The sequence below is a fragment of the Tardiphaga sp. genome (genome assembly GCF_044336785.1).
Lineage (GTDB): Bacteria > Pseudomonadota > Alphaproteobacteria > Rhizobiales > Xanthobacteraceae > Tardiphaga.
Genome location: NZ_JBIIOT010000010.1, coordinates 65,853 through 86,470 on the forward strand (window position 1 = coordinate 65,853; position 20,618 = coordinate 86,470).

The 20,618-nt window shown below is 62.1% G+C and carries 18 protein-coding genes; 7 read left to right on the top strand and 11 right to left on the bottom strand.

The window, feature by feature from the left end:
- Positions 1 to 25: 25 nt before the first annotated feature.
- A complete protein-coding gene (locus ACIQ2A_RS05190) occupies positions 26 to 613 on the bottom strand; it encodes a protein-S-isoprenylcysteine O-methyltransferase (protein ID WP_398476490.1) in 588 nt (195 codons plus the stop codon).
- A gap of 18 nt (positions 614 to 631) precedes the next feature.
- On the bottom strand, positions 632 to 1,906 hold the full coding sequence (locus ACIQ2A_RS05195; protein WP_398476492.1) for a hypothetical protein: 1,275 nt from the start codon (positions 1,904 to 1,906) through the stop codon (positions 632 to 634).
- Positions 1,907 to 2,116: 210 nt separating this feature from the next.
- On the opposite strand from ACIQ2A_RS05195, the gene ACIQ2A_RS05200 reads away from it, so the two are divergent.
- On the top strand, positions 2,117 to 2,809 hold the full coding sequence (locus ACIQ2A_RS05200) for a hypothetical protein (RefSeq protein ID WP_398476494.1): 693 nt from the start codon (positions 2,117 to 2,119) through the stop codon (positions 2,807 to 2,809).
- Positions 2,810 to 2,877: 68 nt separating this feature from the next.
- On the opposite strand, the gene ACIQ2A_RS05205 is transcribed toward ACIQ2A_RS05200, so the two are convergent.
- Together ACIQ2A_RS05205 and eno are read right to left on the bottom strand one after the other, a co-directional pair.
- Positions 2,878 to 4,833 (bottom strand): glycoside hydrolase family 113, encoded by a 1,956-nt coding sequence (locus ACIQ2A_RS05205; RefSeq protein ID WP_398476496.1) that lies wholly within the window; start codon positions 4,831 to 4,833, stop codon positions 2,878 to 2,880.
- Positions 4,834 to 4,990: 157 nt separating this feature from the next.
- A complete protein-coding gene (eno, locus tag ACIQ2A_RS05210; RefSeq protein ID WP_398476499.1) occupies positions 4,991 to 6,274 on the bottom strand; it encodes a phosphopyruvate hydratase in 1,284 nt (427 codons plus the stop codon).
- 127 nt (positions 6,275 to 6,401) lie between these two features.
- Here eno and queF point away from each other — a divergent pair, with 127 nt between their 5' ends.
- A complete protein-coding gene (gene queF / locus ACIQ2A_RS05215; RefSeq protein WP_398476501.1) occupies positions 6,402 to 6,881 on the top strand; it encodes a preQ(1) synthase in 480 nt (159 codons plus the stop codon).
- A gap of 40 nt (positions 6,882 to 6,921) precedes the next feature.
- Here queF and ACIQ2A_RS05220 read toward each other — a convergent pair whose 3' ends face one another.
- The 4 genes from ACIQ2A_RS05220 to ACIQ2A_RS05235 form a co-directional block, all read right to left on the bottom strand.
- Positions 6,922 to 8,958, bottom strand: coding sequence for a TonB-dependent receptor (locus ACIQ2A_RS05220; RefSeq protein WP_398476503.1), 2,037 nt, complete (start codon positions 8,956 to 8,958; stop codon positions 6,922 to 6,924).
- Positions 8,959 to 9,339: 381 nt separating this feature from the next.
- Positions 9,340 to 10,512, bottom strand: coding sequence for an MFS transporter (locus tag ACIQ2A_RS05225; protein ID WP_398476527.1), 1,173 nt, complete (start codon positions 10,510 to 10,512; stop codon positions 9,340 to 9,342).
- A 44-nt stretch (positions 10,513 to 10,556) separates the two neighbouring features.
- Complete coding sequence (gene kdsA / locus ACIQ2A_RS05230) at positions 10,557 to 11,414, bottom strand: 3-deoxy-8-phosphooctulonate synthase (protein WP_398476505.1); 858 nt, start codon at positions 11,412 to 11,414, stop codon at positions 10,557 to 10,559.
- A 133-nt stretch (positions 11,415 to 11,547) separates the two neighbouring features.
- Positions 11,548 to 11,874 (bottom strand): NIPSNAP family protein, encoded by a 327-nt coding sequence (locus ACIQ2A_RS05235; protein ID WP_398476507.1) that lies wholly within the window; start codon positions 11,872 to 11,874, stop codon positions 11,548 to 11,550.
- Between the two features lie 194 nt (positions 11,875 to 12,068).
- Here ACIQ2A_RS05235 and ACIQ2A_RS05240 point away from each other — a divergent pair, with 194 nt between their 5' ends.
- Together ACIQ2A_RS05240 and ACIQ2A_RS05245 are read left to right on the top strand one after the other, a co-directional pair.
- Complete coding sequence (locus ACIQ2A_RS05240) at positions 12,069 to 12,380, top strand: PAAR domain-containing protein (protein WP_398476509.1); 312 nt, start codon at positions 12,069 to 12,071, stop codon at positions 12,378 to 12,380.
- Positions 12,381 to 12,392: 12 nt separating this feature from the next.
- On the top strand, positions 12,393 to 15,098 hold the full coding sequence (locus ACIQ2A_RS05245) for a CHAT domain-containing protein (protein ID WP_398476511.1): 2,706 nt from the start codon (positions 12,393 to 12,395) through the stop codon (positions 15,096 to 15,098).
- A gap of 93 nt (positions 15,099 to 15,191) precedes the next feature.
- On the opposite strand, the gene ACIQ2A_RS05250 is transcribed toward ACIQ2A_RS05245, so the two are convergent.
- A complete protein-coding gene (locus tag ACIQ2A_RS05250) occupies positions 15,192 to 16,238 on the bottom strand; it encodes a histone deacetylase family protein (protein ID WP_398476513.1) in 1,047 nt (348 codons plus the stop codon).
- A gap of 167 nt (positions 16,239 to 16,405) precedes the next feature.
- On the opposite strand from ACIQ2A_RS05250, the gene ACIQ2A_RS05255 reads away from it, so the two are divergent.
- From ACIQ2A_RS05255 to ACIQ2A_RS05265, 3 genes are all read left to right on the top strand, one after another.
- Positions 16,406 to 17,599, top strand: a complete 1,194-nt coding sequence (locus ACIQ2A_RS05255; RefSeq protein ID WP_398476515.1) for a serine hydrolase domain-containing protein — start codon at positions 16,406 to 16,408, stop codon at positions 17,597 to 17,599.
- A gap of 171 nt (positions 17,600 to 17,770) precedes the next feature.
- Positions 17,771 to 18,025, top strand: coding sequence for a BrnT family toxin (locus ACIQ2A_RS05260; protein WP_398476517.1), 255 nt, complete (start codon positions 17,771 to 17,773; stop codon positions 18,023 to 18,025).
- Positions 18,015 to 18,281, top strand: coding sequence for a BrnA antitoxin family protein (locus tag ACIQ2A_RS05265; protein ID WP_398476519.1), 267 nt, complete (start codon positions 18,015 to 18,017; stop codon positions 18,279 to 18,281). The genes ACIQ2A_RS05260 and ACIQ2A_RS05265 overlap by 11 nt, the downstream gene beginning before the upstream one ends.
- A gap of 103 nt (positions 18,282 to 18,384) precedes the next feature.
- On the opposite strand, the gene ACIQ2A_RS05270 is transcribed toward ACIQ2A_RS05265, so the two are convergent.
- Together ACIQ2A_RS05270 and secG are read right to left on the bottom strand one after the other, a co-directional pair.
- Entirely contained in the window at positions 18,385 to 20,016 is a 1,632-nt protein-coding gene (locus ACIQ2A_RS05270) for a CTP synthase (protein WP_398476521.1), read from the bottom strand.
- A 178-nt stretch (positions 20,017 to 20,194) separates the two neighbouring features.
- Positions 20,195 to 20,584 carry a preprotein translocase subunit SecG gene (gene secG, locus ACIQ2A_RS05275; protein ID WP_398476529.1) on the bottom strand — a complete coding sequence of 130 codons (390 nt, stop codon included), beginning with the start codon at positions 20,582 to 20,584 and terminating at the stop codon, positions 20,195 to 20,197.
- Positions 20,585 to 20,618 lie beyond the last annotated feature (34 nt).

A 20,618-nucleotide genomic window follows, 5' to 3' on the forward strand; every position in this document is an offset into this window, starting at 1 on the left:
CCCAGATTCCGCGGTCTCTGCCGCGTCAGTAGATGCCCGGAATGATACGCTTGGTTTCGCGCATGTAAGTCCGGTAGTCGTCGCCGAATGCCTCGGTCAGCATCCGCTCCTCGTGATCGATACGCGTGAAAAACAGGATCGCGATGGCGACCAGTCCGCTCAGCGCGGCCATGGCATTCGGCAGCAGAAAGGCCTGCGCCAGCCCCCATAGCCAGAACGACGAGTACATCGGATGCCGGATCAGGCGATAGACACCGCCGCGCACGATCTGGTGACTGTCACGGATCTCTAAGCTTGCCGACCACTGCCGGCCGAGATCCTTGTGCGAGCGGCGAAACAGCCAGAGCGACAGGACATAGACCAGCGCGCCGGCCACGACGGACGCGTAGTTGAGCTGGTAGTTCAGCGCTGCCGGCCAGCCCGATGCGAGCCAGATCACCGGCACCACGACCAGACCGATGGTCGCGATCGCGAGCAGGATCCGCTCGCGGCTCCAGCCGACTGCTTTGACCGTCGCGGTCTTGCGCGCCTTGCGGGCATAGGGATAGCGGATGATGAACCAGGCGATGAGCCCGATCGCCCAGACATAGATTCCGAGAAGTGACGCGGTCATGGTCGTCCGTTCAGGCCATCACGCGGCATTGACGGATGCCCCTGCCTGCGGTTGAGAGGAATTGCCGCGCGCCAGCAGCGCGCCATCCGCGCCAAAGCGCGTAACACCGCCACCGACCGCCGTGATCTCGTCGAAAGGCAGCGGGCCGCACAGGATCATGCAATAGTCATAGGGCGCGCGCTGCTGATTGCCCATCACCATCTGATAGTGGATGCGCATGAAGCTGAAGCGGTAGCGCTTGAACTGATCCATGCCCATCATGTCGTGCATCTGGATGCGGCGGATATTCGGGCGGCCATCGCTGCGGTCGCGGCTGACGCGCTTCAGCGTCACCGGGTCGAAACGGTAGAAGCTGATCACATCGTCGCGAGCGTGATATTCGGCCCAGCGCACCGCCGGCGTATCGGCAACGAGCTTTGACGCCTCGCGCACGCTGGAGCCGGCCGGATGCAGGGCAAATTTCGGAATGGTCGCGCTTACTGTGAGCACGCAGATGGTCGGGCCATGCGCTGTGAGCTCGGGATCGAGCTTGAGCGCCCGCGCCACCGTCTCCATCACCAGTGCGGCGCCAAGGCAATGACCGATGATGACGATCTCGTCGACATCGGCTTTCTGCGCACGCGCCACAAGCGTCTTGGCAAACTCATCGACGCGCGCCTTCATCTTCGGCCGCTGGCCGTAGACATACTGGCGTGAAAATATCCAGTCGTCGAACACGTGATTGATCGGCTTCCGCCAGCCATAATAGTGCAGCAGCGCCGTGAAGACCGCCGCGGCTGCGACGGCGCCGACGATCCATGCCGCCGCACCCGACAGGCCCAGCAGCCAGGTCAGGCAGGTACCGACCGCCGCGCCTGCCGCAGCAAAAGCGGCGATCCAGAGATACGAGAACAGGAAGAAGCCGGCATATTTCCAGCTCGAATAGAAAAAGCGGAACAGGGTTCCCGTGACCAGCCAGTTGCCCAATGTGAGGAAGGCGGCGCCGAGTCGCGACAGCATGCCCCGCGAATGATCCTCGTTAATGAGGTCATCCCAGCGCAGCATCTCGTAGGTGATGTCGGTCTGCCAATTTGGGCCGGACGCCCGCGCCGGCCATGAAGCGCTGACCTCGCGCGCATCGGGCGTACCGGATGCGCTCGCGGTCACGCCCCAGGTCTGCTGAAACGTATCCAGCGATTTGCGGAACCGCGCGAGCTGCGTATCCGGCGAGATCGGATCATACCCGCCGATATGGAAGACGTGTCGCCGCGCGATCATCGCCCGCTCGCTCCCGATTGCATCCCGCTTGGTCATGGCAGGTGCATAGCAAATTCGCAGGATCGCACAAACCGCCGCGATGGGCATATCCGTGGCATCAAGCAGGTTTTTGTCGCCTTGGGGTCACACCGCACGGCTTTCGCAACCCTGCTCATCACAAAACAGGGAGTCGTGGCAGGACTGTGATTGACGCGACCCGTTGATGTCTGAACATGTCGCAGGATTTCTCGTTGGAAAGAAAGAAAAATGTCGATCGTTCTTCAGGGCTCGCAGCGGCCGTCCCGGGCCCTTTCATGGACCTCGCCGGCGGCCGTTCTGCTGATTCTCTGCACCGTTTTCGCAACCGCTCTCGCCGGTTCCACCGCAGCCGATGCCGCCACCCGCCGTCCCGGCAAGGTGTACCTGTATCGCGGGCTCATGAACGTGTTTTCGCTGGGCATGGACCAGCTCGCTTACAAGCTGGAGGCCGCCGGTGTTGCCACATCCGTTAGCAACCACACACTGTGGAGCAGCGAAGCCAATGACATGATCGCCAAATATCAGGCCGGCAATCGCGAGCCGATCATCCTGATGGGTCATTCCGCTGGCGCCGATGCCACCATCGCGGTGGCGCGCAAGCTTGCGCAATATAACATCCCGGTCGCGCTGATCGTCAATTTCGATCCCGTCGCCCCGGATGCGGTCCCGAGCAATGTGAAGCAGATCGTGAACCACTACGTGGCCACGGGCTGGGGTCAGGCCGTGGCCGCCGACAAGCGGTTCAAGGGCAAGCTCGCCAATGTGAATGAGAGCCGCACCACCAACCACTTCTCGATCGACAAGGATGAGGCTCTGCAGCGCCAGACGGTTGCTCGCGTGCTGTCGGTCACCGGCGGCGGTATCCGCCGCAAGCCTGCCGCTGCTCCGAAGGGTGCACAGGTTTCGGCTGCTCCGCAGTAGGCGTTACACCGGATAAAACAGTGGAACGGCCGAGGCGCGAGCCTCGGCCGTTTTGCTTTGGCGCCTGGTCAGGCCAGCAGCACGTCGTGCTGCGCGGGTGTCTTGACGATCTCGATGGGACTGCCGGTCAGGTCGTGCTGGTCGGCCACGGTCGTGATCGCCTCGGCGGCAGGCAACGCTGCCGTCACCACCGGTGCGCTGACACTTGCCGGCTCGCTGGATGGCGCAGGCACTGTTTCCGTCGTTGAGGCCAAGAACGCAAAATTGTCGCTCGCCAGCGTGCCGTCCTTGAACTTCATATATTCGACATTGATCAGATAGTCGGTGCCATCGCGATTGGCGACGCCGTCGGCCACGACCGTTTGTGCCCCCTTCCGGCTGATCGCGTAGTCATCGATCGAGCCGGAAAACACCGCAGTATCGGTTCCCGCTTCGCCATTGATGATGTCGTTACCGATGCCCCCGGCAATATAGTCGTCGCCGGCACCGGCGCGCACCACGTCGTTGTCGTTGTTGGCGCCGAAGATCCAGTCCTGGTGCCTGGTCGTGTCGAAATTGATGTTGCGGACATAGAGATCGAAGGAGCCTGGTGAACTCGCATTGGTGCTGTCCGCCGGGCTCATCTCGACGCCATTGATGGCGATATCCTTGAAATGCAGCGCCCGCCCCGGCGTCGAATTGACGAGCTCGATAGCCACGCTCGTCACCTGCTGCGGATTGTCGAAGGTGAATGTCTGGGTCTGGTATTCGGACGGATGCGAGGCCGGCGTGAATTCCCTCACACTATCGACAGGCTGTCCGTTGACGATCAGCCGCGCCTGCGCCGCCTCGCCATTCACCACCGATCCATAGCCGGTCAGCGTCACCGTGGTCGACGTTAGCCGCCCCGGCTCCGACGGGCCGGCCACGATGACGTCATTGCCGCCGCCTGCATAGATCTCGTCATGACCGAGACCGCCATAAATGGTATCCCGCCCGGCACCGCGATCGATGGTGTCGCCAATCGCCGATCCATAGGTGGTCGTCTCGGGCAGATAGCCATTGCCGTAGAAATACTGTTCGACCACCTGCTCCGCCGGCTTGTGCTGCGGCGAGTAGCCGGTTTCGTTCGGCAGGTTGCTGAGATCCCACTGCCAGAACTGCACGCCCTTCAGCCAGGTGCCACCCTGCGTGCCCCATACCTGCATGAAAGCGTTATAGGCATCGGCCTGTTCCGCCGCATCCGGTGGCGCCTTCGACGAGCCACCGCCCGGATTGATCGCGGTCCCATCGATGCTGCGATAGCCGACCTCGGTCATCAGCACTTTCTTGCCGTGGTCCTGCGACAGTGAATGCAGGAAATCCACCGGCGACTGATGATCGAAGGCGCGCGCGTAATAGGTATTGAACGGCACCTCGTTCCAGGCATTCACCAGCTCGGCGACTGTTGGCTCCGTGCTCGATGTCAGCGGCGGATAGGTATTGACGCCGATGATGTCGAGATCGTCCCAGAAGCTGACCTTCGAGGCTTCGTCGGTAGCAGCAGCATAAGTGATATCGCCGCTATAGACCGAGCGGACCGCCGAAATGATATCGCGCCAATAGGGCGCATATTGCTCGCCGGAGAGGCTGCTCATCTCATTGCCGATGGCAAACGTATCGACATCGCCCTGCTCTGCGATGTCAGCGAGATGCACGATCTCGGCTTTGTAGGATGCGAAGAACGCCGCGACATCGGTCGGCGCAAGACTGTGCGAGATCGTGCCGTCGAGCCCGGACAGGTTTGGCTTGAACACGATGTCGAGCCCGCTCGCATGTGCCGCCTTGAAACCGGCCAGCAGCGACGCATCGGTCTCCGTCTTGCCATCAATCGCCTTGACGTCGTTGCCCCAACTATTGTCGGTCCAGATCCGCGTTGTCAGCGCGACCGAATTCGAGCCGAGATTGGCAATGTTCTGGAAGGTCTGATTGGCGGAAGGGCTGGCAAACTGGCCGCCCCATTCTGAGAGGGCCCCAAAACCCTGGATATCGAAGATGTTGGGCATTCGCGCTCTCCATCTGCAGTGCAGTGAGAGCCTGCGCGCCGTTCATGATGCCTTAGCGACCGCAATAAGGTATCCTGGTGGCAGCTAAAGTTTGAACGAAAATCGCCGCCTGCGTTGCCACAAGCGGCGATAATCAGTTCAGCAGTACGCGTAACGCTTACGCCAATGCCTTCAGGGCCTTGCGGCCCGCATAGATCGCCTGAGTGCCGAGCTGCTGTTCGATACGCAGAAGCTGATTGTACTTCGCCGTGCGATCAGCGCGAGCCAGCGAACCGGTCTTGATCTGCCCGCAATTCGTCGCGACGGCGAGATCTGCGATGGTCGCGTCTTCCGTTTCGCCCGAGCGATGCGACATGACGGCCGTGTAGCCAGCCTTGAAGGCCATCTCGACGGCGCTCAGCGTCTCGGTCAGCGAGCCGATCTGGTTGACCTTGACCAGGATCGAATTGGCGCGGCCGGCCTTGATGCCCTCTTCCAGGCGCGTGACATTGGTGACGAAAAGATCGTCGCCGACCAGCTGGCACTTCTTGCCGATCAGGTCGGTGACTTCCTTCCAGCCGTCCATGTCGTCTTCCGACATGCCGTCCTCGATGGAGACGATCGGATAGTTGGCGACGAGCTGGGCGAGATATTTTGCCTGCTCGGAAATGCTGCGGGTCTTGTTCTCGCCGCCATAGACATAGGCGCCGTCCTTGAAGAACTCGGTCGATGCACAGTCGAGCGCCAGCATGACGTCGTCGCCGGGCTTGTAGCCGGCCTTGGTGATAGCGGACATCACGAAATCCAGCGCCGCTTCGGCCGAACCGATATTCGGCGCAAAACCGCCCTCGTCGCCGACATTGGTGTTGTGACCGGCCTTCTTGAGCTCGCCCTTCAGCGTGTGGAAGATTTCGGCACCGGCGCGCAGGGCTTCGGCGAAGCTCGGTGCGCCCACCGGCATGATCATGAATTCCTGGAAGTCGATCGGGTTGTCGGCATGCATGCCGCCATTGATGATGTTCATCATCGGCACCGGCAGCGTGCGCGCCGAGGTGCCGCCGACATAGCGATACAGCGGCATGTCGAGCGATTCCGCAGCGGCCTTGGCGGCGGCGAGCGAGACGCCGAGAATGGCATTGGCGCCGAGGCGCGACTTGTTGGGGGTGCCGTCCAGCGCGATCATGGTCTCGTCGAGCTGAATCTGATTCTCCACATCCATGCCGCCGAGCGCGTCAAAGATCTCGCTGTTGACGGCCTCGACAGCCTTCAGCACGCCCTTGCCGAGATAGCGGCTCTTGTCGCCGTCACGCAGTTCGACCGCCTCATGGGCACCGGTGGAGGCTCCCGACGGAACCGCCGCGCGGCCGATCGAGCCGTCTTCCAGCACCACATCGACTTCAACCGTGGGATTACCGCGGCTATCAAGAATTTCGCGGCCGATGATGTCGACGATGGCGGTCATGGTGCCCTCTTTGTGCTGGGGGTGGTTGGTTGGCCGTGCTTCTAGCCCATGGTGCGGGGCGGGAAAACCCCGCTTGGCGTGACGGCAGGCCGCGGATTGGCTAAGAACCGCCGCAACGGAGACCGAAATGTCGAAAACACCCCGCAAATCCCCCAAAGCCGCGCCCGAACTCCAGCTCGGCCGCGCCGTCGAATGGCCGACCTCGCCCGAGTCCGCCCAGCTCGACAAGGTGCCGAACCCGCAAAAGGGTACCGATTACACGGTGCGCTTCACCGCACCGGAATTCACCTCGCTGTGCCCGATCACCGGCCAGCCGGATTTCGCCCATCTGATGATCGATTACGTGCCAGGCCAGTGGCTGGTGGAGTCGAAGGCGTTGAAGCTCTATCTCGCCTCGTTCCGCAACCACGGCGCCTTCCACGAGGACTGCACCGTGGCGATCGGCAAACGCATCGCCGACACGATCAAGCCGAAATGGCTGCGCATCGGCGGCTACTGGTATCCCCGCGGCGGCATCCCCATCGACGTGTTCTGGCAGACGGGCCGTTTACCCAAGGGCGTCTGGGTGCCCGAGCAAGGCGTCGCACCGTATCGGGGACGGGGTTGAGGCATCGCCCGCATGATCGCCACATGCGGGCGATCCCCACTCAGAAATCGAACGTCGCCGACACCAGATATGTCCGCGGGGTGGCGCGGGCGAGGCCGTAATTGGCGGAGACCGCCGACCAGTAATTGGCGTTGAACACGTTCTCGATATTAGCGCGGATCGTGATCGGCTTGCCGGTCCAGGGCGACGGCAACGCGTAACGCGAGCCGACATCCACGCGGGTCCAGTCCGGAATGCTCTGCGTATTCGCCGTATTGGCAACCTGCGATGACGTATAGATCACCCGCGCGGAATGCGTCAGCCCTGCCACCAGCGGGTTATCCACCTCGCCGCCCAGATTGAGCTGCACATCGGGCACGCCAACGGCCGCATTGCCGTTCATGGCACCGTTCAGCGTTTTGGTCTGGATACCTTCCATGAAGGTGACACCGCCGAGCACGCGTACGCCCTGCACAACCTCGCCGAACACGTTGAATTCGACGCCTCGATTACGCTGCTCACCGCCGAGCTGATAAGTCCCGTTCTGCGTGATCGCGAAAGGCTGCGTGATCTGGAACAGCGCCAGCGTCGTGGTGATGCTGCCGAAATCCACCTTGACGCCAGCCTCGATCTGCTCCGATTGCACCGGCCGCAGCATGTTGCCGGCATTGCTGGTGCCGGCCGGCGCCACCGATCCTGCCCCGAGGCCCTCGATGTAATTGGCATAAAGGGACACATTTTCGAGCGGCTTCACCACCACTCCGAAGAACGGCGTCAATGCCGACTGGTCGTAGAGCGAGGAGATTGCTCCTGTGGTCGCGTTGAAGTTCGTCACCTTGATCTGCTGCTGACGGCCGCCCAGGATGAATTGCAGACGATCATTCAGCATCCACATGCTGTCGGAGAACGAATAGCTGGCCAGTTCGGTAAGGTTCGTGCGTGGTGCCGTGCTGGCGAAGCCTGAAAGGTTTGGCTGCGCGACGGGGGCCACATTATAGATATTGGTGGTGAAGTTCGTCGTCGGTGCGATCACGCCCAGATCGCTCGACAAGCCAGTCGCCGAGAATGTGAATTCATGGCGCACCGGGCCGGTCTCCACACGCGTGCGGAACCCCGCCTGCCCGGTATATGATTCCGCATAAGTCGGCTGCACGAATTGCCGCCCCGATGCATTACCGAGCGCGTCGGTGATGGTCAGGAAGCTGTAGACGCCAAGGAAATCGTTGCGGCGTGCGCCCATCGAGGCGAACGCGGTGGTGTCGTCGGTGATATCGGCCTCGACATTGGCAAGACCGTAGACATCCTGACCATCCGCGAAATACCAATTCTGGCCAAGGCTTGCGGTATTGCTCGGCGGGTTCGGCAGCGGAAAGCCAGCATTGAAATAGACCGGGCGGGTCGGATCCTTGGCCTGGACCTTCTGATAGTTGATATCCATCGACGCGCGGATGCGCTCGCCGCGATAATCGACCGCCAGCGCGGCCTCACCCAGCTCCGATGTCTGGTTCTTCACCGGCGTGTCGCCATCGCGATAGGCGCCGTTGAAGCGAACGCCCCATTCCTTGTTGTCACCAAAGCGGCGGGCGGCGTCGATATGGGTGCCGAACTGGCTGTTTGAAATATAACCGACGGTTAAACGTGTCAGCGCGTCGTCCGGCGCACGCTTGGGGATCAGATTGATCATGCCGCCGACACCGCCCAACGGCGCCATGCCATTAAGAAATGCGCTCGGTCCCTTGAGCACCTCGACCCGCTCAACGAAAGCCGTGCCAGCGAGTTGATACGGCACCACGCCGTATAGTCCGTTGACGGCGATTTCCGATGCACCGACCGGAAAGCCGCGGATGAAAAACTGATTGGAATAACCGCCATCGGCCCATGCATTGCGCACGGACGGATCGTTCTGCACCACATCGGCCACCGATCGCGCCTGCTGGTCCTCGATGGTTTTGGCAGTGTAGCTGGTGATATTGAATGGCGAGTTCATGACGCCGCGATTACCGAGGATGCCGAGTTGGCCTCCTGTTGCGACTTGACCGCCGGCATAGGGAGCGGGCGGCGCGCCCACAATGCTGCCGGTGGGCGGAAGATAGCGCACGGGCTCAACTTGCCGGACCGGTCCGGTAACGCGCCGCACAGGCCCACGAACGGCCGAGCGCCGCGGCGCCGGCGTGTGCCGCGCCTGCAGGCGTGCCGGCGCTTCGACCGTCACGGCGGGAAGATTCGGTGATTGCGCCCGCGCCCCGCTCGTAAAGATGACAGTCAACGCGAAATAGCTCGTGGCGCTCAGGCAAAGCGCCCGGCTCGTTCGGATATCGATCATTGGCGCACTTCCCCAGCCTGAGGCCGCCATGCTGCGGCCGTTCGACCTTCTTAGGTCGAGGTCCGGGAGCTGCGTAATAGAAGGTCTCGAAGACTGGATGCTTCAGGTTGCAGAACGCAGCCTTGTCCATCCCGCGCTCAACCGAGAAGATATGAGCTATGCGTCCGCCGGCTTGCGTTGCTTCAAAAACCTTGCGCTGAAAAAGCCGAGCACGAATACCAACGCTGCACTGATCAGGAGCGTCGGCACCTTGCCCGCGTGCGCCAGGCCGAAACCATAGGCGATCGGGCCGACCGACTGCCCCATGAAGAAGCAGAACGCATGCATCGACATGGCACTGGCGCGGGCTTCCTGCGACAGTTCGGTGGAGAAGATCTGCAGCGAGCCATGCAGCATGTAGAAGCCCCAGCCCATGATCAGCAGGCTCAGCGCCTGGATCTGCCAGTTCGGGCTGAAGCCGGTCGCAGCGATCTGGATCGCGATCAGGATGCCGCCATAGATCATCATGCCATTGATGCCGAGCCGCGCCAGCATGCGCGACACCGTCAGCGTGTAGAGCAAGCCACCTACGGCAAAACAGGCGATGACGACACCCGCAATCGACAGGCTGGTGACGCCGCCATCGAACAGGAATGACGAGATATAGGGAAACAGGCCGAGGATGCAGCAGCCTTCGACAAAGACGGCGCTGTAGACGATCAACGTATTCGGATTGCGGAAGATCACCTTGTAGCCCTTGGCGAGCCTGCCGAAGTCAGCCTTCCCGGCCGGCTTGATGATCGCCGCCCCCTTGAAGCCGATGGCAACCGCGACCGAGGCGAGGATGGCAACGCCACCAAGGATCACCAGCACGCCGCGCCAACCGAAGAAATCACCGATGATGCCTGCGGCCGTAGAGCCGAGCACGGTGCCCGTCATGGCGCCGGCCATCACACGGCTCAGCGCGACCTGACGAAGCTGTGGGCCGACCAGATCGCTGGTCAGCGAGAGCGTCACAGGAAACACGCCGCCTGCCCCGATGCCGGCAAGCACGCGCGTCGCCAGCAGCAGGGAGTAGTTGGTCGTCATCGCGCCAAGGATGCTGGAGACGCCGAGCAGCACGAGGCAGATGATCATCAGCCGCGCCTTGCCGAACATGTCGGCGGCGGCGCCGAGCACCGGTTGCACGATGGCGAAGGTGAAAGCCAACGCGGATGACAAGCCCGCGGCGACTGCGACCGTGACGAGCAGGTCATCGGCCACATGCGGCAGCACCGGATCGAGCGCGCGCTGTGACAGCGCGGCGGCGAAGGACGCCAGCGCGATGACTTTGATGACCGGCGGCAGCATCGGCGCGCCGCTCAAGTCCGATTGGCGATCCGATGCGGTATCGGTCACGCCATGACCGATGTCTGCTTGGCGAGCACGTCGAATGCCATCAGGTTCTTCACCAGTGCCTCGAACTCGCGGAGCGGCACCATATTCGGCCCATCGGACGGCGCATTGTCGGGATCGGGATGCGTCTCGATGAACACGCCGGCGACGCCCACGGCAACAGCAGCCCGCGCCAGCACCGGCACGAATTCGCGTTCGCCGCCCGAAGACTCGCCCTTGCCGCCCGGCTGCTGCACCGAATGGGTGGCGTCGAAGATCACCGGTGCCTTGGTCGTGCGCGCCAGGATCGGCAGCGCGCGCATGTCGGAGACCAGCGTGTTGTAGCCGAAGGACGCGCCGCGTTCGGTCACCAGTACGCGGTCATTGCCGCCGCCAACCAGCTTCTTGACGACATTGGCCATGTCCCAGGGCGCCAGGAACTGGCCCTTCTTGACATTGACGACTTTGCCAGTCGCCGCCGCTGCGAGCAGCAGGTCGGTCTGCCGGCACAGGAAGGCCGGGATCTGCAGCACATCCACGGCTTCCGCCGCGCGCGCGCATTGCTCGTTCTCGTGCACGTCGGTGAGAACAGGCAAGCCAAACGTCTCGCGGATTTCTGCGAAGATCGGCAGCGCGTCATCAAGACCGATGCCGCGTGCCGCGGAAGCGCTGGTGCGGTTGGCCTTGTCGAATGAGGTCTTGTAGACGAGACCGATCTGCAACCGCTCCGCGATCTCCTTCAGCGCCTGCGCGGTCTCCAGCGCATGCTGCCGGCTTTCAAGCTGGCATGGCCCGGCGATTACCGAAATCGGCAGATCATTGCCGAAACGGACAGAGCCAAGTTCAACGATGGGCGCGGCGGTGGGCGATGCGGTCAAGACGGTCCGGTCTCCTGAAGGGGAACGCGACCATCAACCGCAGGAGTGGGCGGGATGCAAGCCCGATCGGCTTGCACCCGGCTCATTGGGATATCAGGGTTGCGCCGGACGCGTTCCCCGACCCGGCAGTGGCTTATTTTGCCGCGGAAAACGCCGTCGGCGCCAGCAGCTGGCTGACGATATTGCCGACGATCTGGCCGTCTTCCTCAGACTTGGCGCGGGCTGCGATCCAGTCCGGATCGGTCATGAACGCGGTCCAGAGCTTTTCGCGCTCGGCCAGCGATTCCCACTTCAGCATATAGGTCAGGTCGCCATTGGATTCGCCGATCACCGTGGTGAAGAAGCCCGCCTGGCGAATTCCGTGCTTCTCCCACAGCGTCAATGTCGCAGTCTCGAAACGCTTGAGCAGCGCCGGCAATCGGCCCGGCAAACAGCGATAGACACGCAATTCATAGATCATGGCTTTTGGTTCCTTCCCATTTTGGTGGCCGTCTACGGCTCTTGCGCATGGCTCAAACCGGCATCGCCCCTTGTTCACGCCGGTACAGGCTTACATCATGCGCCTCGTTGCGCAACTGAACCCGTATGCCCGCTCGCGCAACAAAGCTCTGCAATAGACGCCGCGCCTAACGCGACAGCACAATTGGAATGACCATGCGCAACACCGCCCTCGCCTTGCTCTTTGTGACCCTGACCGCTCCTGCACTGGCGCAAGCGCCCGGCCAGATCACATCGGGCGCCACGGGCGTCACCGTGAATGGCAAGCCGGCAGCGCGCGTCGGCGACACCACCACCGATGGCAAGATCATCGAGGGGGCCAGGGGCGTCTATATCAATGGCAAGCCGGTGGCCGTGGTCGGCGGCAGCACCGAATGCGGCTCCAAGACCACCTCCGGCAGCCACGGCGTCTTCGTCAACGGCAAGCCGATGGCGCGCGCCGGCGACACCACGTCCGGCTGCAAGTAACGCCAGCCGACCATGTCTCGGTATCGAATCCGATGGGCCGCAAGCGCCATCTTCGCGGGCCGGCTGGCACTGGCCGTTGTCTGTGGCCTCGCCATCCTGCCCGCGATGACGCTCGTTGTCGAAGCCCAAAGCCGCCGCGCGCCCAGCGAGCGCGAGCTCACGGCCAAGGTGATGGAGGCCTTCAATGCCCTGCGTGCCAGCAATGATGGCAGCGGCCGTGATCGACTGAAGAACGTGCTGCGCGAGGTCACGCAGAGCAATTATCACCACCTCACCATCAACGCCTATCTCAATGCCGCGCAGTCCTTCGAGCGTCGGCGCGATGTCGCCACCGCGTCCGAACTGTTCGCCGATGCCGCAAGGACCCGCGCCGCACGCGAAGGCGGCAATGATGCCGCCACGCTATGGTTCGAATATGCGCGTTTTCTCGAGCGAACCAATCAATATGAAGCCGGCATTCCGGTCGCCCGCGAAGCACGAAGGATCATGCGCGCGCAATATGGCGCCAACTCGCCGCAGGATATCGCCGGCGGCGACATTCTTGCGACGGTGCTCACCAATAATGGTGCGGTCGCCTCCGGCCTCAATCTCTCGGAGGAAATTTATCTCAACGCCCGTAAAGCGCTCGGCGATCGCGAGCCGCTGACCTGGCGCACCGAGAATAATTACGCCGAAGCACTGCGCATGGTCGGCCACCCCGATGTGGCCGCAACGATCGACGAACCTCTCCTGCGCAAGCGCATCGCGCATTACGGAATCGGCAGCATCCAGGCGCTGGTCTCGGCCTCCAATCTCGCGCTCAACCATCTGGCCATGGGCAACGAGGCGGAGACGCTGAAGGCGCTCGATCTGCAAAAGCGCGCCGCGGCCACGCTGGCCGATCCCCGCTCCGAGCATGTCGCGCAGGCGGATGTGTGGATCAGCTACACCAAGGCCTATTTCCATCCTGACCGTCGCCTGGGTAATGCCGATCTCGAAGCCATGGCGCGCGTCAAGGACTGGAACGGCGCACCGGACATCCTGCGCATCATGACCGCGCAGCTCGCTGCCGATCAATTCGAGATGCGCGGCGACACCGATCGTGCTTTGGCACTGCGCGTTGATTCCTATCAGCGATCGCAGGCGACCATCGCCAAACAGCATCCTATGACCTTCAATGCCCTGCTCGGCATCGCCATGACGCGCATGAAGCGCGGCGACAGGGAGACGCTCGCGACTTTCAAGGATGTCGAGCAGCAATCGTTCCGCTGGATGCTGCGCGAGGTCGGCACCGCCGGTAACCGCTACGTGGCCGAAACAATGCGCAAGCTCGCGGATGACATCCTGCATGAATTCGGCCGCTACGCCCTGCAGGAGCCTGCCGCCGCGCAGGCCTATGCCGAAGCCGTGACGCGCTGGAAGACGATGGAAGACGGCGACCGCACGCTGCTCCGCCTCACCGCCGACCGGCTCCCCGACGATACAACCCGGACTTTGGCGCAAACCGTGCTACGTCTCTCCGGCCAGCAACAGGAACTGCTCTCCTCGGGCAAGATCGACAACGATGCACGAGAGGTGCTCGCGCAATTACAGCAGGCGCGTCAGGCGCTCGCAGCGCGCATGGGTGAAAAGGCGCCGAGCGATCTCAAACTGCCGACCATCGAGGACAGACTCGAACACACGGATGCACTGATCGACTTCTTCGTCAGCGGCCGCCAGAACCGCGTCACGCCCATCGATCCCAAACCGCAGATGCGCCTGCAGGCCGTGATCCATCGCAACGGCAAAACACCGGCATTGGTCGATCTCGGCCCGCTCGATAATTTTCTGGGTGCCGATGTTACATCAAGCGACCGCAACAAGGCTTTCCGCCGCCTCTACGACACCCTGCTCGGCCCGCTGAAGCCGCAGCTTGCTGATGTGAAGCGCCTGTTCCTGGTGCCGGACAGCGAGCTCTACAGCCTGCCCTTCGCCATGCTGCAGGATGCCGGCGGCCGTTATCTCGACGAGATCTACGACACCCGCATCATGACCCGTGCCGATGCGCTGTTCTTCGCCGACCGCGACACAAAGCTCGCGGCCGGCAGCAAGGCGTTGCTGGTGGGCGGCCTCGATTACGCCGGCGCAGCCAGCCAGTTGCCCTCGACAAAAACAGAGATCGATACCGTGGCTGCCGATCTGAAAAAGCGTGACCTGAAAGTCACCATGCTCAGCGGTGACGGCATCGGCGAACCCGCCATCCGCAACGATGCCAAAAGCGCGTCGCTGATCCATCTGGCGACACACGGCTTCTACAAGACGGCGTCGGATCGCACCGATGCATTGTGGCGAAGTGGCCTTGTCGCCTCACGTCCCAATCTCAGCCGCCCGCCGCAGCGCGACGACAATGACGGCGTGCTCTATGCGCATGAGCTGATGAACTGGGATTTGTCGTCCGCCGATCTCGTCGTGCTCTCGGCCTGCCAGACCGCCCTCGGCGATCCCAGCCGGGTCGGCAGCGTGCGTGGCCTTCCCACCGCCCTCGCCATCGCAGGCGCACGGCGATCATTGCTGACACTGTGGGAGGTTGCCGATGACGGCACCGCGAATTTCATGGCACGCTTTTATCAGGTGCTCGCCGACGACGATCTCGACTACGCCAGCGCGCTGCGCAAGGTGCGCATCGAGGCGATGCATGGCAAAATCAAGGCCGCCGAAGATCCATCGGTCTGGGCGGCCTTCGTGTTCTTTGAGAGCTAGGAGCCGCTCGTAGGGCGGATGAGCGAAGCGTCATCCGCCGGCCGATCTCGCGGCGGAGACTCCGCGGCGGATGACGGCTTCGCCTCATCCGCCCTACGCTTGTCCAAACCCTGTCAGGAAGGAATCCAGGCAATCCTGGATCGCATCGATGCCGTAGCCGCCCTCCTGGACGACCAGCGTCGGCAGATCGAGTGATTGCATCTTGCTGCCAACGCTTCCGAAGTCCTTTGCTTCGAGTTTGAAGATGCCAATCGGATCATCGCGATGCGCATCGAAGCCGAGAGCCACGACCAGCGCATCGGCGCCAAATGCGCGCACGGCTTCGATCGCCTTGTCAAGTGCCCCGTTCATCTCGGCGCCGCCGGCGCCCGCGGCAAGCGGCAGATTGAGATTGCAGCCCTCGCCTGCGCCGTAGCCGGTCTCATTCGCAAAACCGGTATAGAACGGCACGAAGTCGATGGGATCGCCATGGATCGAAATCGTCAGCACGTCCGGCCGCGTGTAGAAGATCTGCTGCGTGCCGTCACCATGGTGGATATCCACATCGATGATCGCAACCTTGCCGAAGCGGCTGCGCAGTCTTTGCGCCGCGATCGCGCTATTGTTGAGATAGCAGAAGCCGGTGCCACGATCAGCACGGGCATGATGGCCCGACGGCCGGCACAGCGCATAGGCTGAGCGATCACCTGCGAGGATCGCATCTGCCGCCGTCACTGCCGTTTCCGACGAGCGCAGAATGGAGCGCCAGCTGTCAGGCCCCATCGGCACGGAAAGATCGCCGAGATACCAGCCGACCTGCCCGATGAAGCCCGTGGACGGACAATCCGGCCGCGCCGTCTCTTCCACGCGCCCACTCCAGTACGGGAAATATTGCGGCCATACTTCCGGTCCGTGGTCGGGCAACTTCGCCCAGTTCTCCCATGCAGTTTCCAGAAAGCGAACGTAAGCGGCAGTGTGCACTGTGAGCGCGGGTGCGGTGCCGTGTTCGGCCGGCATTTCAGGCTGAATGCCATGACGCGCCAAGGCGCCGAGCAATCGCTCAGTGCGCACAGGCGAATCCTTGATCGGCACGAAACGGCCATAACGCATGAATTGCTGCGGCGAGTGGATGGCCTGGTCCGGATGATAGAAAGCGCGCATGGAAATCTCCTTGGGTCGTGCCGATGAGTTAGCAGACCAGGCCATCGTCGCCAACGCTCCCGCCGAGCGGAAAACGCTGGTGTGCTTCCCGCGATCAACGCCCCTCGACGGCTCCGACGTAAACGGTCAGACTTCGCATCGTTGTTCGTTCTCTGGAGATGTTGCTGATGCGGTCTGCACTGATGTCCGGTTTCCCGTCCGTCCCGACCGATCAGGTCACTCTGGCCAACTGGCGCACCGGCCCGTTCAACAAATGGGCATTTCATCATGTACGGGACGTTGTGCCTTCCGCCGATATTCCGAACGCCTCCGGTGATGTCTGGCAATTGGATTCCCGCCCGAGCGATCTCTCCTCGCTATCAATCGAACATGACGGCGTCAGCTATTCGATCGAGACACTGCTCGACGCCACCGACACGGATGGCATCGCGATCCTGCATCGCGGCAAGGTGATCTTCGAGCGCTACGCGAATGGCATGACCGCCAACACGCCGCACATCTTGATGTCGGTGTCTAAGTCCATGACCGCGCTCGTGGCCGGCATCCTGGTCGAAAAAGGCTTCCTCGACCCGAAGCAATCCGTCGTCTCGATCATTCCGGAACTGCGTGGCTCCGTCTATTCCGATGCCAGTGTCCGCCATGTTCTGGATATGCGCGTGGGTCTTCGCTTTGACGAGAACTATCTCGCCACATCCGGCCCGATCGTCGAATACCGCAAATCGACTGGCTGGAATCCGCTGGGTCCGGGTGAAACGCCAAGCGACCTGCGCGGTTTCCTGACCAGTCTGAAAGATCGCGAAGGTCCGGATGGCGGCCCCTTCCATTACGTGTCGCCCAATTCAGACTTGCTGGGCTGGATCATCGAGCGCGCGGCGGGCAAGCGCTTCGCCGATTTGATGAGTGCACATCTGTGGCAGCCGATTGGCGCGCAAAACTCTGCCTATGTCACCGTCGATCGCTTTGGCGCCCCGCGCTGCGCCGGTGGCATCTGCACCACGGTGCTGGACCTTGCGCGTGTCGGACAACTCATTCTGCAAGGCGGCGAGCGCAACGGCACGTCGATCATCCCGCCCGCCTGGATCGACGACATCCTCGCGAATGGCGATCCGGCCGCCTGGACGGCCGGCGACCTCGCCCCCTATTTCGGCGGCCGATCGATGCACTATCGAAACAAATGGTATGTGCTGCGCGATAGACGGATGGCGCTCGGCCTTGGCATTCACGGCCAGCACATCTTCGTCGAGCCGGCGAAGGAGCTGGTGATCGCGAAGGTGTCGTCGCAGGCGTCGCCGCTGGACGCGAACCGCACGGAGATGACACTGCGGTTCGCTGAGGCCGTGAGCGATTACGTGGGTGAATAACTAAGAGACGTCAGGACTAAGCTTCACGACACAAAGCGACATGTGGCTATCAGAGGCTCGCGGCATCGGCGCTGCTTGTCGAGCGCTCGCCACACTATTCAACCCTTGATATTCAACGAACAGGAAAACATCCTAAGGCTTGACCGCCAACACCAAATCGTATATACGATAATGATCGACTTCGATCCAACCAAGGAAGTCAAAAACCTGAATAAGCATCAGGTCTCGCTCACGCGATGGGTCGATATCGACATGAAGAAAACCTATGTCGATGACCGACGCGACTATGGCGAAATACGCTACCGTGGCTACGGCTACATCGACGGCCTTGCACACTGTTTGGTTTTTACTGTGCGCAACGGCGAGGTGCGCCCCATCAGTCTACGGCGCGCGCATGCCAAGGAGATGAAGCGTTATGCACCGTAAATTGAAAGAACCGATCTTCGACGTAGACAACCCGGAATGGACCGAAGAAGATTTCGCGAAAGCGCGCCCGCCCGAGGAAGTCTTGCCTCCGGAGATTTTGGCTCAGTTCAAGAACACGCGCGGCCCGCAGAAGGCACCAACCAAGATCCCCGTCTCACTGCGCCTCAGCGCCGATGTCGTGAAGCATTTCAAGGACACCGGGCCCGGCTGGCAAAGCCGGATCGATGATGCCTTACGCAAGATCGCAAAAGTGTAGTTGAGCCGTAGGGCGGATGAGCGAAGCGTAATCCGCCGGCCTAGTATGCGCGCGTGTGGCAAAGAACGGCGGATTACGGCTGCGCCTAACCCGCCCTACGCCATCACACCAAGCGGCTCTGCGCCGCCGCTGCCTTGATGAAGCTCGCGAACAGCGGATGCGGCTCGAACGGACGCGACTTCAACTCGGGATGATACTGGACGCCGATGAACCATGGGTGGTTCTCGTATTCCACGATCTCCGGCAGCACGCCATCCGGTGACAGGCCGGAGAATTTCAGCCCGTGCTTCTCCAGCCGCTCCTTATAGGCCGTGTTGACCTCGTAGCGATGGCGGTGGCGCTCGGAGATGTCGGTAACACCGCCATAGACTTCGGAGACCTTGCTGCCCCTGGTCAGGGTCGCGGGATAAGCGCCGAGACGCATGGTACCGCCGAGATCGCCGGCATTGGTGCGCTTTTCCAGTTCGTTGCCGCGCAGCCATTCGGTCATCAGGCCGACCACGGGCTCCGAGGTCTCGCCGAATTCGGTGGAGTTGGCGTCCTTGATGCCCGCGAGGTTTCGCGCGGCTTCGATGACCGCCATCTGCATGCCGAAGCAGATGCCGAAATACGGCACGTTGCGTTCGCGCGCGAACTGCGCTGCGCGGATCTTGCCCTCGGCGCCGCGCTGGCCGAAGCCGCCGGGCACCATGATTCCGTTGACGTGTTCGAGGAACGGCGCCGGGTCCTCGTTCTCGAAGACCTCGCTCTCGATCCAGTCGAGATTGACCTTCACCTTGTTGGCGATGCCGCCATGGGACAGCGCTTCGATCAGCGACTTATAGGCGTCCTTCATGCCGGTATATTTGCCGACAATGGCGATGGTCACGGCGCCTTCCGGATTGCGGACGCGCTCGTTGATGACATGCCAGGATTTGAGCTGCGGCTCGTCATCGACCTTGATGCCGAACGCGGCCAGCACCTCGGTGTCGAGGCCGGCCTTGTGATAGGCCTCGGGCACCGCATAGATGTTGTCGACGTCGCGCGCCTCGATCACGGCGCTTTCGCGGACGTTGCAGAACAGGCCGAGCTTGCGGCGCTCTTCCGTCGGAATGTCACGGTCGCAGCGGCACAGAAGGATGTCTGGCTGGATGCCGATGGAACGCAGCTCCTTGACCGAATGCTGGGTCGGCTTGGTCTTCAGCTCGCCCGCGCTCGGGATATAGGGCAGCAGCGTGAGATGCACGAAAATGGTGTCGCCGCGCGGCAGGTCGTTGCGCAACTGGCGGATCGCCTCGAAGAACGGCAGGCCCTCGATATCGCCGACGGTGCCGCCGATTTCCACCAGCACGAAGTCGTAACCGTCATTGTCCGAGAGGACGAAATCCTTGATCGCGTTGGTGACATGCGGAATCACCTGGATGGTGGCGCCCAGATAGTCGCCGCGCCGTTCCTTGGTGAGGATGTCCTGATAGATGCGCCCCGTGGTGATGTTGTCCTTCTTGGTGGCAGGACGACCGGTGAAGCGCTCGTAGTGGCCGAGGTCGAGATCGGTCTCGGCGCCGTCGTCGGTGACGAACACCTCGCCGTGCTGATACGGCGACATCGTGCCGGGATCGAGATTGAGATACGGGTCGAGCTTGCGAAGCCGGACCTTGTAGCCACGAGTCTGCAAGAGCGCGCCTAACGCCGCTGAAGCCAGACCTTTACCGAGCGAGGAGACCACGCCGCCGGTGATGAAAATGTACCGCGCCATGGGACTTAACCTTTAAGGCCTTGATCTCGATTCGCCAAAACGAATCGCAGCACCCGACCGATATCCGGCGAGGCTGTGGGTGACTGGAATTCCGAAATGATAACAGGCCCTTGATGGGGGCTGTTGAGGCAGGATGGAAGCACCCATCCTGCATGGCGCCAATGCGTTAGCGCGCAAATTACCGCGATTGCGGTGCCTGCGGCGCACTCGGCGCCTGCTGCTCGTCCGCCTTCTTCAGCGTATCGAGAAGACCGCCCGAGGACGGGGCGCTCAACGGCGACGACGGGGCACCCTGGGTGGCCGGTGCGCCGGTCGGCAGCAATGAGCTCGGACCGCGATTATAGGTCGCCAGCCAGGACAGGAACATCGAGGTCAGGAAGAAGCCGACCGCCAGGAACGCCGTGGTGCGGGTCAGCAGATTCGCCGTGCCGCGGCCGGTCATGAACCCGCCGCCGCCACCGCCACCGCTGCCGATCCCCAGGCCACCGCCTTCGGACTTCTGCAGCAGAACGACGCCGATCAGGGCGGCCACGATCATGAGGTGGATAACGATAATGACGCTTTGCATCGTGTCCTTCCATCGCAAGCACGCCGCGCCGATC